At 72.3% G+C, this 12,796-nt stretch carries 15 protein-coding genes and 1 riboswitch; of the genes, 4 read left to right on the top strand and 11 right to left on the bottom strand.

Annotation, left to right across the window (positions count from 1 at the left end):
• Positions 1-19: 19 nt before the first annotated feature.
• The 4 genes from ACXAFN_RS13200 to ACXAFN_RS13185 are packed head-to-tail and all read left to right on the top strand — an operon-like array spanning position 20 to position 2,414.
• Positions 20-1,075, top strand: coding sequence for a FecCD family ABC transporter permease (locus tag ACXAFN_RS13200; protein ID WP_474990150.1), 1,056 nt, complete (start codon positions 20-22; stop codon positions 1,073-1,075).
• A complete protein-coding gene (locus ACXAFN_RS13195; RefSeq protein ID WP_474989265.1) occupies positions 1,072-1,836 on the top strand; it encodes an ABC transporter ATP-binding protein in 765 nt (254 codons plus the stop codon). The genes ACXAFN_RS13200 and ACXAFN_RS13195 overlap by 4 nt, the downstream gene beginning before the upstream one ends.
• Before the next feature lie 37 nt (positions 1,837-1,873).
• Positions 1,874-2,236 carry a hypothetical protein gene (locus tag ACXAFN_RS13190; protein ID WP_474989264.1) on the top strand — a complete coding sequence of 121 codons (363 nt, stop codon included), beginning with the start codon at positions 1,874-1,876 and terminating at the stop codon, positions 2,234-2,236.
• A 1-nt stretch (position 2,237) separates the two neighbouring features.
• Positions 2,238-2,414, top strand: coding sequence for a DUF1289 domain-containing protein (locus ACXAFN_RS13185; protein ID WP_474989263.1), 177 nt, complete (start codon positions 2,238-2,240; stop codon positions 2,412-2,414).
• A gap of 1 nt (position 2,415) precedes the next feature.
• On the opposite strand, the gene ACXAFN_RS13180 is transcribed toward ACXAFN_RS13185, so the two are convergent.
• The 11 genes from ACXAFN_RS13180 to ACXAFN_RS13130 all read right to left on the bottom strand — a co-directional run bounded on the left by ACXAFN_RS13180 (position 2,416) and on the right by ACXAFN_RS13130 (position 12,794).
• Positions 2,416-3,213, bottom strand: a complete 798-nt coding sequence (locus ACXAFN_RS13180; RefSeq protein WP_474989262.1) for an ABC transporter ATP-binding protein — start codon at positions 3,211-3,213, stop codon at positions 2,416-2,418.
• Entirely contained in the window at positions 3,210-4,211 is a 1,002-nt protein-coding gene (locus ACXAFN_RS13175) for a FecCD family ABC transporter permease (protein ID WP_474989261.1), read from the bottom strand. The genes ACXAFN_RS13180 and ACXAFN_RS13175 overlap by 4 nt, the downstream gene beginning before the upstream one ends.
• Positions 4,198-5,115 carry a cobalamin-binding protein gene (locus ACXAFN_RS13170; RefSeq protein ID WP_474989260.1) on the bottom strand — a complete coding sequence of 306 codons (918 nt, stop codon included), beginning with the start codon at positions 5,113-5,115 and terminating at the stop codon, positions 4,198-4,200. The genes ACXAFN_RS13175 and ACXAFN_RS13170 overlap by 14 nt, the downstream gene beginning before the upstream one ends.
• A gap of 17 nt (positions 5,116-5,132) precedes the next feature.
• Positions 5,133-6,959, bottom strand: a complete 1,827-nt coding sequence (locus ACXAFN_RS13165; RefSeq protein WP_474989259.1) for a TonB-dependent receptor domain-containing protein — start codon at positions 6,957-6,959, stop codon at positions 5,133-5,135.
• An 87-nt stretch (positions 6,960-7,046) separates the two neighbouring features.
• Positions 7,047-7,230, bottom strand: a riboswitch (cobalamin riboswitch).
• A gap of 327 nt (positions 7,231-7,557) precedes the next feature.
• Positions 7,558-7,980: a bifunctional adenosylcobinamide kinase/adenosylcobinamide-phosphate guanylyltransferase gene (locus ACXAFN_RS13160; RefSeq protein WP_474989258.1), complete on the bottom strand. Its 423-nt coding sequence runs from the start codon at positions 7,978-7,980 to the stop codon at positions 7,558-7,560.
• Positions 7,932-8,597 (bottom strand): histidine phosphatase family protein, encoded by a 666-nt coding sequence (locus ACXAFN_RS13155; RefSeq protein WP_474989257.1) that lies wholly within the window; start codon positions 8,595-8,597, stop codon positions 7,932-7,934. Before ACXAFN_RS13155 ends, ACXAFN_RS13160 begins: the two co-directional genes overlap by 49 nt.
• Positions 8,598-8,628: 31 nt before the next feature.
• Positions 8,629-9,399 carry an adenosylcobinamide-GDP ribazoletransferase gene (gene cobS / locus ACXAFN_RS13150; RefSeq protein WP_474989256.1) on the bottom strand — a complete coding sequence of 257 codons (771 nt, stop codon included), beginning with the start codon at positions 9,397-9,399 and terminating at the stop codon, positions 8,629-8,631.
• On the bottom strand, positions 9,396-9,932 hold the full coding sequence (locus ACXAFN_RS13145; protein ID WP_474989255.1) for a bifunctional adenosylcobinamide kinase/adenosylcobinamide-phosphate guanylyltransferase: 537 nt from the start codon (positions 9,930-9,932) through the stop codon (positions 9,396-9,398). The genes cobS and ACXAFN_RS13145 overlap by 4 nt, the downstream gene beginning before the upstream one ends.
• Positions 9,929-11,062 carry a threonine-phosphate decarboxylase CobD gene (gene cobD / locus ACXAFN_RS13140; RefSeq protein ID WP_474989254.1) on the bottom strand — a complete coding sequence of 378 codons (1,134 nt, stop codon included), beginning with the start codon at positions 11,060-11,062 and terminating at the stop codon, positions 9,929-9,931. The genes ACXAFN_RS13145 and cobD overlap by 4 nt, the downstream gene beginning before the upstream one ends.
• Positions 11,059-12,039 (bottom strand): adenosylcobinamide-phosphate synthase CbiB, encoded by a 981-nt coding sequence (gene cbiB / locus ACXAFN_RS13135; RefSeq protein WP_474989253.1) that lies wholly within the window; start codon positions 12,037-12,039, stop codon positions 11,059-11,061. The genes cobD and cbiB overlap by 4 nt, the downstream gene beginning before the upstream one ends.
• A complete protein-coding gene (locus ACXAFN_RS13130) occupies positions 12,036-12,794 on the bottom strand; it encodes an adenosylcobinamide amidohydrolase (protein ID WP_474989252.1) in 759 nt (252 codons plus the stop codon). Before ACXAFN_RS13130 ends, cbiB begins: the two co-directional genes overlap by 4 nt.
• Positions 12,795-12,796: the final 2 nt, after the last annotated feature.

Below are 12,796 nucleotides of genomic sequence, written 5' to 3'. Positions count from 1 at the left end.
TCGACTATCGCGCCCTGCCATGGCCGCGGTGCAGCCGTCCCGCTCCGCCTGTCACTGGGGCTGGATGGCGCCCCTGGTGCTGTTCGCCGCGGTGATGGCCGGCACCGCCATCGGCGAGACCGCGATTCCGCTGGACACCATCCTCAAGGTGCTGGCCAACCATCTCGGCGGCACGGCCTTCGCGGTGGACCGCATCGACGCGGGTATCGTCTGGGAATATCGCCTGAGCCGGGCGATCCTCGCGGCCTGCTGCGGCGCCGGCCTGGCGCTCGCCGGGGTCGTCCTGCAGGCGCTGCTGCGCAATCCCCTCGCCGATCCCTTCCTGATGGGGATTTCCGCCGGCGCCTCCACCGGCGCCGTGTCGGTGGCCATCCTCGGCGTCGGTGCCGGCGCCCTGACGCTGTCGCTCGGCGCCTTCGCCGGGGCAGGCCTGGCCTTCGCCCTGGTGGTCACGCTCGCCCATGTCGCCGGCAGCGGCATGGGGGGCGGACGCGCGACCCAGGCCGCCGGCGCCATCATCCTGGCCGGCATCGCCGGCTCGCAGCTGTTCAACGCCCTCACCGCCTTCATCATCGCCAAGTCGGCGAGCGCCGAGCAGGCCCGCGGCATCATGTTCTGGCTGATGGGCAATCTCTCCGGCGTGCGCTGGGACGATGTGATCCTGGGGCTGCCCGTGACCCTGGCCGGCCTGGCGGTCTGCCTGTGGCACCGTCGCGCCCTGGACGCCTTCACCTTCGGCGCCGACAGCGCCGCCTCGCTGGGCATTCCGGTACGCCGAGTGCGTGGCGTGCTGATCGCCGCCATGGCGCTGGTGACCGCCGTGATGGTGTCCAGGGTCGGCGCCATCGGCTTCGTGGGGCTGGTGATTCCCCATGCCATGCGCTTTCTGGTCGGCAGCCGCCATACCCGGCTGGTGCCGGCCTCGGCCCTGGCCGGCGCCGTCTTCCTGATCGGCTCGGACATCCTCTCGCGCATTCTGGTGGCCGGCCAGGTGCTGCCGATCGGCGTGGTCACGGCGCTGATCGGCGCCCCGGCGTTCGCCGTGATCCTGGTTCGTGGCACGAGGGCAAGATGAGACTGACAGCGGAACGGATCGACTGGACGGTGCATGGCCACAGGCTGCTGGACGACGTCAGCCTGACGGTGGAAGCGGGCGAGACCTTCGGCCTGATCGGGCCGAACGGGTCGGGCAAGACCACCCTGATGCGCCTGCTGGCCGGATTGCGCCGGCCGAAAGTCGGCCGCGTGCTGATGGACGACCGCCCCATGGCGGGGATGCCGCAGCGTGACATCGCCCGCGCCATCGCCTTCGTCGAGCAGCAGGCGGATACCTTCGAGCGTATCCAGGTCCATCAGGCGGTCGCCCTGGGGCGCACCCCGTTTCTCTCGCCGCTGCGCGCCTGGTCCGATCGGGACGACGCCGCCGTGGCGCACGCCCTCGACGCCGTCGGCATGCGCCCCCTGGCGGATCGCCTGTGGCACACCCTCTCCGGCGGCGAGCGCCAGCGCGTGCACATCGCCCGCGCCCTGGCCCAGCACCCCAGCGTCCTGCTGCTCGACGAACCCAGCAACCACCTGGACATCCGCCACCAGCTGTCGATCCTGCGCCTGGTCGGGCAGTTGCCGATCACCGTGGTGATCGCCCTGCACGATCTCAACCAGGCCATGGACTGCGATCGCATCGCGGTGATGGACGGAGGACGCCTGATCGCCGTCGGTCCGCCCCGGGAGGTGCTGACCGTCGAACGGCTGCGCCATACCTTCGGCGTGCACGCCGACCTGCTCGACGATCCCGAGGACGGTCGCAGCGTCCTGCGCTTTCGCTATTCGCTATAGTCTCCCAACCACCAAGACCACAGGCGAGAACCTGCATATGCTCGACAAGAAAGCCAGTCGGCAGATGGAACGCCGGCTGACCCGCGCCCTGACCGACGCCTGCGAGGCCGCCAAGCCGCTGCTGCCGGGCTTCGCCTGGCTGACCCATCGGGTGGACTATCGCCGCTTCCCCGACAGCCTGCGGGTGGTCTGGGTGTTCGAGACCCAGGACGACCTGGCCCGCGACCTCAAGGGCGACGGCCGCCGTCGCATGCGCGAGCTCACCGAGGCCGCGCTGTTCGAGGCGAACGTGGAGGTCGGGAACATCGACGCCCACCTGGACGCCGACAGCGAGGAGGAGTGCCGCCGCGTGCACGGCGGCGACTGGGAGCGTCGGCTGTCCGTAATGGAGCGCCACTGATATGGCCAAGCGCATCGACAGCTCCTGCGTCTCGATCTGCCAGCTGAAGGGCGGGCTTTGCGTGGGGTGCGGCCGCACCACCGAGGAGATCACCCGCTGGCAGTCGATGAAGCGTCCGGAGCGCATGCAGACCAACCAGCGCGCGGCACAGCGGCTGAAGAAGCTGAAAAAGGACTGAGTCAGCGGGCCGGCACGAAGACCGGCGCCCCGTCCACCTCAACGCACGTCAGCCGCTGATCGTAGAGCCGCTCCAGGGCGTCGGGCGCCAGCATGGCCTCGGCCGGGCCCCAGCAGGCCTCGCCGTCTGGGTAGAGCAGCAGCAGGTGACTGCACCAGCGAGCGGCGAGATTGAGGTCGTGCAGGCACATGATCACGCCCCGCCCCCGCTCGGCCTGCTCCGCGAGCAGCGTCATGATCGCCACCTGATGATGAAGGTCGAGGTGGTTGGTGGGCTCGTCGGCGAGCCAGAAGCGCGGCGACTGGGTCAGCACCGTGGCCAGGCTGATCCGCTGGCGCTCGCCGCCGGAGAGGGTCGAGAGCTCGCGCTCGGCGAGGTGCGAGAGCTCGAGTCGTTCGAGTGCCGCCTCGGCCCGGGCGTGGTCCTCGGGCCCTTCCTGGCGCCAGGGCGACAGGAACGGATGGCGGCCGATCAGCGCGGTCTCGCGCACCGTGGCCGGGAAGTCGTCGTGGCGTTCCTGGAACACCACGCCAAGGTGTCGGGCCAGCTCGCGGCGCCGCCGGCGGGCCAGCGACCGGCCGTCGAGGCGCACCTCCCCCGCCCGCGGCGGACGCAGTCCGGCCAGGGTATGCAGCAGGGTGGTCTTGCCGGCGCCGTTGGGCCCGAGCACCCCCCAGCGCTGGCCGGGTTCGACGGCGAGATCGAGCGCCCGACCGTCCGGGCGCCCCGGCACGTCGATGACCAGGCCTCTCGCTTCCAGGCCCTTTCCTTCCAGGCTCTTCGACGCCGGGCCCGTCATCGTTGGCTCCGCTGCAACAGGTAGAGGAAGGTCGGCACCCCGATCAGCGCCGTGATCACGCCCACCGGCAGCTGCTGCGGGGCGATCAGGGTACGCGCCAGGGTGTCGGCCAGGGTCAGCAGGGTGCCGCCGGCCAGCAGGCTGGCCGGCAGGATCAGGCGCTGGTCGTTGCCCAGGCGCAGGCGCAGCATGTGCGGCACCATCAGCCCGACGAAGCCGACGCTGCCGGCGGTGGTCACCGCCATGGCGGTGATGAAGCTCGCCAGCAGGTAGAGGGTCCACTCCAGCGGCCGCACCGCCACGCCCAGGGCAGCGGCCTGCAATCCACCCCGGGCCAGCACGTTGAGCGTGCGCCCCAGCGGCAGCACCAGGGCCAGGCCCGCGGCGGCCGTCGCCAGCACCGGCCAGGGACTGCCCGCGTAGGCGAGGTCGCCCATCAGCCAGTAGAGCATGCCGGGCAGGCGCTCCACCGGGCTGACCGCCAGCAGGAAGGTGATCAGCGCTCCCCAGCCGGACGCCATCACCACCCCGGTGAGCAGCAGCCGAGTGGGCGTCCAGCTGCCGCCGCCATGGGCCAGCCCGAACACGATCAGCGTCGAGGCGAGCGCCCCCGCGAAGGCCGCGCCGCCGACCAGGGTAGCGCCCAGGCCGGCGAGCATGGCCAGCAGTGCGGCCACCGAGGCGCCGCCGGAGAGCCCCAGCACATAGGGGTCGGCCAAGGGATTGCGCAGCAGGATCTGCATCAGCGCCCCGGCCACCGCCAGCAGCGCCCCGGTGCCGAACGCCGCCAGCGCCCGGGGCAGGCGGAGTTCGAGCACCAGGGTGCGATGCAGGGCCTCGCCGTCGCCGGCCAGTACCGACAGCAGCTCGCCGGGGCTCAGGGAGACGCTGCCCAGCGCCAGGGCCAAAAGCTGGGAAAGCAGCGCCGCCAGCGCCAGCCCCCCCAGCGCGCCCGCGCCCGGCCGCCGGGCGAGACGAGACGCCCTAGCGCCGCCCACGGGCCGTCTCCAGATGGGCGCACAGCGCCCGAGTGCCCTCGACCAGCCGCGGCGTGGCGCGCTGCACCAGGTCCGGGTCGATGAAGAACAGGTTGTCGCGCCCCACCGCGGCAAGCTCCGAAAACTCGCGCCAGGCCTCGAGCCAGGAGGAATCGGCCTTGCCCATGCCGCCGGTGACGATGACCTCGGGCTCCCGAGCCAGCACCGCCTCGCGGGCGATGCGCGGCACCAGCGGCGCCTGGTCGGCGAACAGGTTCTCGCCGCCGCACAGCGCCAGGGCATGGCTGATCCAGTGCTCGCCGTTGACGGTCATCAGCGGCTGCTCCCAGACCTGGTAGAAGACCGGCACCGGGGCGGCGTCGGCATAGCGGCGTCGAAGTTCAGCCACCTGGTCGCGCAGCCGCGCGGCCGCGTCATGGCCCTCGGCCTCTCTGCCGGCCAGCGCCCCGAGACGCTCCAGGCTCGCGGCGATGGCGGCGAAATCCTCGGCATCGGAGAAATACACCGTCAGGCCGAGGCTCGGCAGGCGATCGATCTGCTCGCGGGGATTGCCCCCGGCCCAGGCCACCACCAGATCGGGCTCGAGGGCCAGCAGCGCCTCGAGATCGAGGCGGTCGTAGCTACCCACCCGAGGCAGCGACTCGGCCTCCGGCGGGTAGTCGCTGAAGCTGACCGCCCCCACCACCCGCTCGCCGGCGCCGGCGGCGAACAGCAGCTCGGTCACGCCGGGGGACAGCGCCACGATGCGCCGCGCCGACGCCTCCAGGCAGACCTCACGGTCGGCGTCGTCGGTGACGCAGACATCGGCGGCGGCCTGGGCCGGCACGAGACCCGTCAGCCCCAGGCCGACCAGCAGGCCCGCGCTGCGGCCCCACCCTCGGGCCAGCGCCATCATTTGTTGCATGCCAGCCTGCCAGGACATCAGCCGCCGAAGCTTACGCTGAGGAAGGCCGCGCGCCCGGCGTCGCGATAGGCGTAGTCGTTGAAGCTGTCGTAGGTGGTGACGTACTCCTTGTCGAAGACGTTCTCCAGCGTCAGTCGAGCCGACCAGCCCGGGGCGAAGTCCCACCCGGCGCGCAGGTTGAGAATGCCGAAGCCGGGCAGGCGCTGCTCGTTGGCCACGTCGTTATAGCGATGCCCCTGGGCGATCCAGGAACCGCCGAGCGTCCAGTCGCCCAGCGCCCGGTCGGCGTCGAAGCGCAGGCTGCGCGAGGCACGCCGCACCAGGCGCTTGCCGGTCTCGCGGTTCTCGGGGTCGGTGTAGGTCAGGGCGGCACGCAGCGTCCAGTCGTTGACGTCGGCGCCGGTGGCGATCTCCACGCCGCGGATGCGGGCCCGGTCGACGTTGAAGGGGGCGAAGCGGCCGTTGCGCAGGGTGTTGGCGATCATGTCGTCGATCTCGGTGCGGTACAGCGCCAGGTCCCAGAAGCCGCGACCGAGCTGGCCGCGCAGGCCGAGTTCGAGGCTCTCCGAGTGCTCCGCCTCGAGATCGGGATTGCCGAAGTTGGGGAAATAGAGCTCGTTGAAGGTCGGCGCGCGGAAGGCGGTGCCGTAGCTGGCGCGCAGGGTATGGATCTCGTCGAGGGCATACCCCAGAGCCAGGCTGCCGGTGACCTCCTCGCCGAAGGCCTCGTTGTCGTCGTGGCGCAGAGCGGCCTGCACGGAGAACGGCGAGAAGTCCAGCAGCGCCTGGCTGAACACGGCCAGGTTGTCGCGGCTGTCCTCGACGTAGGCGGTGGTGCCGGAGACGTCGTCGCGGGCGTACTCGGCGCCGGCGACCAGCTGGTGAGGCCCCAGATCCAGGGTGTTCTCCCAGCGGGCGGTGCGCGTGCGGGTGTCGATCACCGAATCGCCGAAGTCGTCATCGTTGTCGCTCTCGTCCCGGGCCTCGCTCAGCGTCAGGCGGCTGCGCCAGGCCTCGGTGACCGGCAGCTCACCGTAGACCCCGGCCACCTGCTGGGCATAGTCGGTATCGCCGCCCACGAACTCGGTGTTGCCGCGGGAGCGCAGCCCCAGCAGGCCCAGCTCGGCGCCGCCGGCGAAGGTATGCGAGAGGCGCACCAGGCCGGTGGTGTTGTCGTAGCCCTTGTCGCCCTGGCCGTCGACGGTCTCGTAGCCGTCGCTGTCCAGGTGGCTGGCGGCGACGTGATAGCGAGTGCCGCCCTCGCCACCGGACAGCGCGGCGCTGCCCCGCCGGGTATCGAAGCTGCCGCCCCCCAGGGTGACGCTCGGGGTCGGATCGCCCTCGCCCCGGGGGGTGAACAGCTGGACCACGCCGCCCACGGCATCGGCGCCGTAGAGGCTGCCCCGCGGGCCGCGCACGACCTCGACGCGCTCGAACATGCGCGGGTCGAGGAATTGCCAGGCCGGGCTACCGAGCGTCGCGGAGCGCAGCCGGATGCCGTCGATCATCAGCGGCGTGGATTCGCTGCCGGTACCGCGCAGATAGACGCTGCTGGTCTTGCCGAAGGCGCCGTTGGAGGAGACGTCGACGCCGGGCCGGGCACGCAGGATGTCGGTGATGTCCCTGGGATCCTGGCGGCGCAGGTCGGCCGCGTCGATGACGGTGACCGAGGCCAGGCTCTCCTCGGCGGTGCGCGGCGCCAGGGCGGCGGTCACCACCAGCGGGTTGAGCGTCTGTGAGGCGGCATCGTCCGCCGTGGCGGTGGTCTCGCCCTGGGCCTGGACGGCCAGCGGCAGCGCGGCCAGGGCGAAGGCCAGGCCGCGGGAGGAATGGGGCTTGTTCATGGGAATCCTTGCTCACCGTGCTCACCCGCACGGCTTCTCGGTTTTTATCGAGCCTCGAGGCCATCCGGCGCCTCGTGGCGTTGGCTCCCAGGCCGGTCTCCGGGCTGACGAGCGAGGCCTGTGCCTCGGACCGCCGCCTTCCCGTGCCGTGTTGGCACAGTGGCCTACCGTTGCCGGTAGTGGCGGCCCTTCACTCGATCACCGTTGCGGGGGCAGCGTCGGACTGGATCACCGACTTCCCGTTTCAACCCGGCCCATCGTGGGGGCCTGGCGCCGGTTCGGAGGGCGCCTGGGTCACCTGAGAGTGCGCGTAAGCTAGCAATCGCCTACCGGGGCGTCAACGCGGCGCGGGCTCTTAACCAAGACCGTCGCTACCGATACGCTCGCGGCTATCCCGTCGACAAGCCTCCGAAGAAACGCTGTGAATACGTCCCTGTAAGCTCCCGACGCCCTGCAGCGCTCTCGCGTCCCGCTTCGCTTGCAGGGCCGGTGCTGGCCATCCTTGGCCAGCCCGTTCGGCGGAATCCGCCTCACCCCTGGCGTAGGAGTTCTTCCTCGGCTTGTCCCCGGAGCCCCTCGAAAGTGATCCTGACCCGACTCACAGCCGGCGCGCCAGCCCGTGGCGCACATACCAGACTGCCTCGGCGCGGGCGGCGGCGTCCTGGGCCAGCCAGCCGGCCAGGTCGCGCAGGCGCCGGTCCGCCGCGTCCATGGGCACGATGCCACGCCCCATCTCGGGCAGGATCAGCACGATCTCTCCCCTCACCTCACGCTCGGCGTTCCCCAGCGCGTCGAGCGCCGCGACCAGCCGCGCGCGCAGCCGGTCGTCGTCGGGCTCGTCCTCCAGGGCTTGCCCCAGCCAGTCCGTCCAGCCGGTCAGCACCCGCACCGCGCCCGAATGAGGGTCGTTCTCCCAGCCTACGAGCCCGACCTCGTCGACCCGAGACCAGGCGGCGCCGGGGAAGCGCGCGGCTACGAGGTCGCGCTTGCCGGCGCAGGCACCGCCGATGAAGAGCTGCATGTCCAGTCGCCTCCCTCGCGAGTAAAGGTGAAACACCGCCCCTGGGCCTGGCCCACCACGCCGCCCCAGAAGTCCGCGTTCTCCAGGCGGCGGCGCAGCTCGCGGATGGCGCCGCCATGGCTGACCGCCAGCACCCGGCGATGGCCGGCCTCCCGGGCCTCGGCCTGCACCTCCTCGAGCCAGGCCGAGAGCCGCGCCCACAGATCGTCGGCGGATTCGCCGCCCGGCGTGGCCAGCCGCCCCCGGCTGTCGACCCAGGCCCGATAGTCGGGGTCGTCCTTGAGCTCGGCCCAGGTCCGGCCCTCGTAGTCGCCGAAGGCCAGCTCGCGCAGCCGGGCATCGAAGCGCGACGCCGCTCGTTCCTCCTCGCGCTCCCGGCCCTCCAGCACGTGGGCCAGGGTCTGGCGGCAGCGCGTCAGGTCGCTGCAGTGCACGGCGTCGAACGCGACCTCGGCCAGCGCCTCGCGCAGCCGGTCGAGGTCCGGCTCGGCGTCCGGCAGCAGCAGCGGGATGTCGCGATGGCCCTGGTAGCGACACTCGCGGTTCCAGCACGTCAGGCCATGACGAACGACCACCACGTCGAGACAGCGGGTATCGTCCAGGCGATCATCACTCATCGGCGCTCCCCCTCTTCACAGCCCCGACGGGTCAGGCCATGACGAACGACCACCAGCTCCAGGCGATCAGCAGCAGCCATAGTTCTCCTCCCTCGATGGCGGCGCCGACGATGTCGCCGTTGATGCCGCCGAAGGCCCGGCGCACCGCCCGGCCATAGATGATGACGAAGCCCGCCATTCCGACAAGCAGCCAAGCCAGCAGCCAGCCCATCCCGGGCACGAAGACGAGACACGCCAGCGCCGGCAGCGAGGCCAGCGCCAGGTCGCGCCGGCCGAGGCTCTGCTGCCAGGCGTGGGCCAGGCCCTCGGTGCGGGCGGCGGGCTGGCTCACCAGCAGGCCGACCGCGGCCAGCCGCCCCAGCGCCACCACCGGCACCAGCCACCACGGGCTAGCCCCGGCGGCCAGCAGCGCCCACAGCAGCGCCGCCTTCCAGGCCAGCTGGAAGACCAGCGCCAGCATCCCGAAGCTGCCCACCTGCGGGTCCTTCATGATCGCCCAGCGCTTCTCGAGCGGCGCGTTGCTGCCGAGCGCGTCGGCCAGGTCCATCAGGCCGTCGAGGTGCAACCCGCCGGTCAGCGCCACCCACAGGCTGAGCAGCAAAAGCGCCAGCAGCGGCAGAGGGAGCATCTCCTCGAGCAGCGCGCCGGCGACGGCCAGGATCGCCCCGACCAGCGCGCCGACCAGCGGATAGGCCCGCGCCGCCCAGCGCCGGGTGGCCGGCGTCCAGGGGCAGGACAGCGGCACCGGCAGCCGAGTCAGGAACTGGAGGGCCAGCAGCGCGCCGAAGCCCGCGTCCTTCATGAATCGTCTCCTTTCCACTCGATGGCGCGGCCGGCCACCACCTCAATCACGCGGTCAGCGGCCGCGGCCAGGTCGCGATGCAGGGCCTGCAGGAAGGCCAGATAGCGCCACACCAGGGCGTCGCGGGGCGGCAAATCCTCGTTCAGGTCGTTGGAGACCACCACCAGGGCGAGGTCGCGCCGGCGGGCCTCGTCGAGCCCGGCCGACAGCATCGCCCGACCCTCCGCCTCAGAGAGATCGGCCTCGAACATCACCCGGCTGGCCCACAGGGTCAGGCAGTCGAGCAGTACCGTGCTGCCCCTCGGCATGGCGGCGAGCGTCTCGGCGAAGGCCAGCGGCGGCTCGTGAGTCAGCCAACCCTCGCCGCGCTCGCGGCGGTGGCGGGCGATGCGGGCGGCCATCTCGGCGTCGCCGGCCCGGGCGGTGGCGAGATAGACCTGCTGCCCGCCTCGCGCGGCCTGCCAGTCACGCACCAGGGCCTCGGCGACGCCGCTCTTGCCGGAGCGCGCCCCGCCGGAGACGAAGGCGATCATGGCCGCCTCCAGGCCGCCAGGGCTTCGAGCAGCCGGGCGTTGTCGTCGCCGCCGCGCAGCGCCAGGCGCAGCCAGGCGCCGTCGAGGCCGGGGAAGCCGTGGGTGTGGCGGGCCAGCAGCCCGCGCTCGAGCAGGAAGGCGAACAGCGCCCCGGCCTCGCTGGCATCGGCCCCGCCGCGCAGCAGCAGGAAGTTGGCATGGGTCTCGGGCACCGCATAGCCCAGCGCCCGCACGCGTTCGGGCAGATCGCGCTCGGCGGCGAGCCAGGCCCGGGTGCGAGCCAGGTAGTCACGGTCGGCGAGCAGCGGCGCCGCCAGCCCCAGCGCCAGGGCGTTGACGCTCCACGGCATCTGCAGCGCGGCCAGCCGCGCGACGGCCTCGGGGTCGCCGAGCAGGTAGCCGAGCCGGAGCCCCGGCACGTCGAAGAGCTTGGTCAGCGAGCGCAGCAGCAGCAGGTTACTCGAGCGCTCGAGCAGTGGCGTGAGCCGCTCATCCGTCTCGGTGAAGTCGACGAAGGCCTCGTCCACCACCAGGGTGGTGCCGGCCTCGTCGGCCCTCTCCAGCAGCCGCTCGACGTCGGCGCGGGGAATCAGGGTGCCGCTGGGGTTGTTGGGCCGGCACAGGAAGACGATGTCGACGCCGACCAGGGACGCCTCGGCGGCGTCGAGATCGAGCCGGAACTCGGGCGTCTCCAGCGCCAGCCGCTCGACGGAAAGACCGTGCCGGCCGCAGGCCAGGGCGTACTCCGAGAAGCTGGGCTCGATCACCAGCGCCCGGCCACCGGCGTGCAGCGCCGCGGCGAGGTGGATCGCCTCGATGCCGCCGTTGGTGACCAGCACCCGCGCCGGGGCCACGCCGTCGTGGGCGGCGATGGCGCGGCGCGCCCGGTCGTCGTCCGGATCCGGATAGCGGGAGAGCCACTCGCCGGCGCCGGCTAGCGGCTCACTCAGCCGATCGCTCAGCCAATCGCCGAGCCAGGGCGGCGGCCCCAGCGGATTGAGGTTGGCGCTGAAGTCGACCACCGGATGGTCGGCGGGCAGGCCGTGACGCGCCAGCAGCGGCGCGATGCGCCCGCCGTGGGCCGGCCAGTCCGGCATGCTCTTGGCGTCCGTTCTCGCCGGTGTTGTCATGCCAGCCACTCCTTCAACAGCACCAGGGGCGCCAGCAGCGCCAGCACGCCCAGCCAACCGCCGTGCATATGACGGATGGCGCGCTCGATATGGGCCACGCTCAGCGGCTCCAGGGCGCGACCGAGGACGGCGCGATGCGAGGGGCGACCATCGTAGTGGTTGAGCCCGCCGAGCCGCACGCCCAGCAGGTGCGCCACCATCGCCTCCGGCCAGCCGGCGTTGGGGCTGGGGTGCCGCGGCGCCTCGCGGCGAGTCGCAGCCATGGCACCTTTCGTGCGGCCACCGACGACGAGGCGCGCCGCCAGCCACATGGCCAGCGCCGTGAGCCGCGCCGGCAGCCAGTTGACGGCGTCGTCCAGGCGCGCCGAGGCGCGGCCGAAATCCTCGAAGCGCGGGCTGCGATAGCCGACCATCGAATCCAGCGTGTTGACCGCCTTGTAGGCCAGCGCCAGGGGCGCGCCGCCGAGCAGCGCCCAGAAGAGCGGCGCGTTGATGCCGTCCACGGTGTTCTCGGCCACGGTCTCCACCGCGCCCCGGGCGAGCCCGGCCTCGTCCAGCGCCTCGGTGTCGCGGCCGACGATCCGGCCCAGGGCTCGCCGCGCCGCCGGCAGGTCGCCGCGCTTGAGCGGCTCGGCCACCGCCCGGGCCGCCTCGGCGAGCCCGCGGGTGGCGAAGGCCGTGGCCAGCAGGATGAGCTCGGCGGCAAGCGACAAGCCGGGAGATATCCAGGCCAGCGCCGTCAGCAGGCCCCAGACCAGCGTCCAGGTGCCGACGGGCACGACCAGCGCCAGCCAGAGGCCCTGCCGCCGCCGGGCCTCGGCGGGGCCGTGATTCCAGTGGCGTTCGAGCCGGGCGATCGCCCGGCCGATGCCCACCACCGGATGCGGCAGCCAGGGGGGATCGCCCAGCGCCAGATCGACGACGAGTGCGACGACGATCAGCGCCAGCAGCTCCCAGGACAGCGGCTCCAGCGTCATGCCGTGCCCTCCCCGGCGGCCAGGGATTCGCGCACGGCGCGATAGACCGCGGCGCCGATCGCGCGGCCGAGACGCGTGCCCGAGCCGGCATAGGGCGTCGGCGCGCCGCGCTGGGTGGCGGCGATGGCCAGGCAGTCGGTGGAGGTGCCGGTGGCCGGGGTGCCGTGCTCGGGATCGCGCACCCCGTCGGCCGCCAGGGCCTGCACCTTGGCCTCGGTGGCGGAGAGCGCGGCGTTGACCAGGGCGCCGTCGGTGAGGTGGCCGTCGACGAACACCAGGACATTGATGGTGCCCGCGACCAGGCGCGGATCGCCGCTCGCCGGCGCGGTGATGTCCACGGCATTGCCCACCCCGGCGGTGACCGCCGCCAGCACCCGAGGCCTGCCCTCCACGTCGTCGATGTCGACCGGCACCAGCGCCAGATGCGCCAGCGGCACCGCGGTCATCATCGCCAGGGCCTCGCCGTCCCTGCCTTCAAACAGGCCCCGCGCGGCGAGCCAGCGGCGCAGGTCCTCCGACGGGGCCCGGCCATCGTAGTCCTTGTCGACGCAGAAATTGCAGAAGTCGCGGGCCCAGCCGAGCCCTTCCCCGACCAGGGCGTTGCTGAGGGTGCGCAGCGGTTCAGGGTAGTGGAAGTGCAGGCAGCCGGCCTCGGCGACGAGGCGCAGGCCATCGCCGAAGGCCAGCCTCCGAGAGGCCGGCCCCTGGTGCCGGCAAGGCTCATGGCGAAGGGCGTGACGCAAGGGGGCATCCATGG

Source organism: Halomonas sp. ABH4_019, from assembly GCF_056159885.1.
This window is presented reverse-complemented; position numbering and strand designations above follow the sequence as displayed.

What these genes read in the sequence shown, in the direction of transcription:
- ACXAFN_RS13200 (WP_474990150.1), top strand. Translation starts at nt 20, where the DNA reads ATGGCCGCGGTGCAGCCGTCCCGCTCCGCCTGTCACTGGGGCTGGATG.
- ACXAFN_RS13195 (WP_474989265.1), top strand. Translation starts at nt 1,072, where the DNA reads ATGAGACTGACAGCGGAACGGATCGACTGGACGGTGCATGGCCACAGG.
- ACXAFN_RS13190 (WP_474989264.1), top strand. Translation starts at nt 1,874, where the DNA reads ATGCTCGACAAGAAAGCCAGTCGGCAGATGGAACGCCGGCTGACCCGC.
- ACXAFN_RS13185 (WP_474989263.1), top strand. Translation starts at nt 2,238, where the DNA reads ATGGCCAAGCGCATCGACAGCTCCTGCGTCTCGATCTGCCAGCTGAAG.
- ACXAFN_RS13180 (WP_474989262.1), bottom strand. Translation starts at nt 3,213, where the DNA reads ATGACGGGCCCGGCGTCGAAGAGCCTGGAAGGAAAGGGCCTGGAAGCG.
- ACXAFN_RS13170 (WP_474989260.1), bottom strand. Translation starts at nt 5,115, where the DNA reads ATGCAACAAATGATGGCGCTGGCCCGAGGGTGGGGCCGCAGCGCGGGC.
- ACXAFN_RS13165 (WP_474989259.1), bottom strand. Translation starts at nt 6,959, where the DNA reads ATGAACAAGCCCCATTCCTCCCGCGGCCTGGCCTTCGCCCTGGCCGCG.
- ACXAFN_RS13160 (WP_474989258.1), bottom strand. Translation starts at nt 7,980, where the DNA reads ATGCAGCTCTTCATCGGCGGTGCCTGCGCCGGCAAGCGCGACCTCGTA.
- ACXAFN_RS13155 (WP_474989257.1), bottom strand. Translation starts at nt 8,597, where the DNA reads ATGAGTGATGATCGCCTGGACGATACCCGCTGTCTCGACGTGGTGGTC.
- cobS (WP_474989256.1), bottom strand. Translation starts at nt 9,399, where the DNA reads ATGAAGGACGCGGGCTTCGGCGCGCTGCTGGCCCTCCAGTTCCTGACT.
- ACXAFN_RS13145 (WP_474989255.1), bottom strand. Translation starts at nt 9,932, where the DNA reads ATGATCGCCTTCGTCTCCGGCGGGGCGCGCTCCGGCAAGAGCGGCGTC.
- cobD (WP_474989254.1), bottom strand. Translation starts at nt 11,062, where the DNA reads ATGACAACACCGGCGAGAACGGACGCCAAGAGCATGCCGGACTGGCCG.
- cbiB (WP_474989253.1), bottom strand. Translation starts at nt 12,039, where the DNA reads ATGACGCTGGAGCCGCTGTCCTGGGAGCTGCTGGCGCTGATCGTCGTC.
- ACXAFN_RS13130 (WP_474989252.1), bottom strand. Translation starts at nt 12,794, where the DNA reads ATGGATGCCCCCTTGCGTCACGCCCTTCGCCATGAGCCTTGCCGGCAC.